The organism is Photobacterium chitinilyticum, assembly GCF_004104355.1.
Classification (GTDB): domain Bacteria; phylum Pseudomonadota; class Gammaproteobacteria; order Enterobacterales; family Vibrionaceae; genus Photobacterium; species Photobacterium chitinilyticum.
Map to the genome: position 1 here is coordinate 1 of NZ_RJLM01000258.1, position 379 is coordinate 379.

The following is a 379-nucleotide window of genomic DNA, read 5'->3' on the forward strand; positions in this document are numbered from 1 at the left end:
ATAGACAATAACTACCGATGTCATATACCCATACTCTCTAATCTTGGCCAGTCGGCGCGTTCTGCTTCCGATTAGAAACGTCAAGGCAGCAATCAGGATTGCAATCATGGTTCCTGCATATGATGACAATGTCGCCCCAAGACCATCTCTATGAGCTGAAAAAGAAACACCAGGAATGTAGTGGCGGAAAAGGAGATAGCAAATGCTTACGATAACGTAAGGAATTATTACTATGTAAACACCAGGCATGATTCTGTTCCGCATAATTACTCCTGATAATTAATCCTTAACTTTGCCCACCTGCCTTTTAAAACATTCCAGTATATCACTTTTCATTCTTGCGTAGCAATATGCCATCTCTTCAGCTATCTCAGCATTG

At 41.2% G+C, this 379-nt stretch carries 1 protein-coding gene; it reads right to left on the bottom strand.

Features of this window, described 5'->3' with window-relative positions; translation table 11 throughout:
- The coding region (locus tag EDI28_RS26645) for a hypothetical protein (RefSeq protein ID WP_438942821.1) at positions 1 to 249 on the bottom strand (249 nt) is incomplete at its 3' end.
- Positions 250 to 379: the final 130 nt, after the last annotated feature.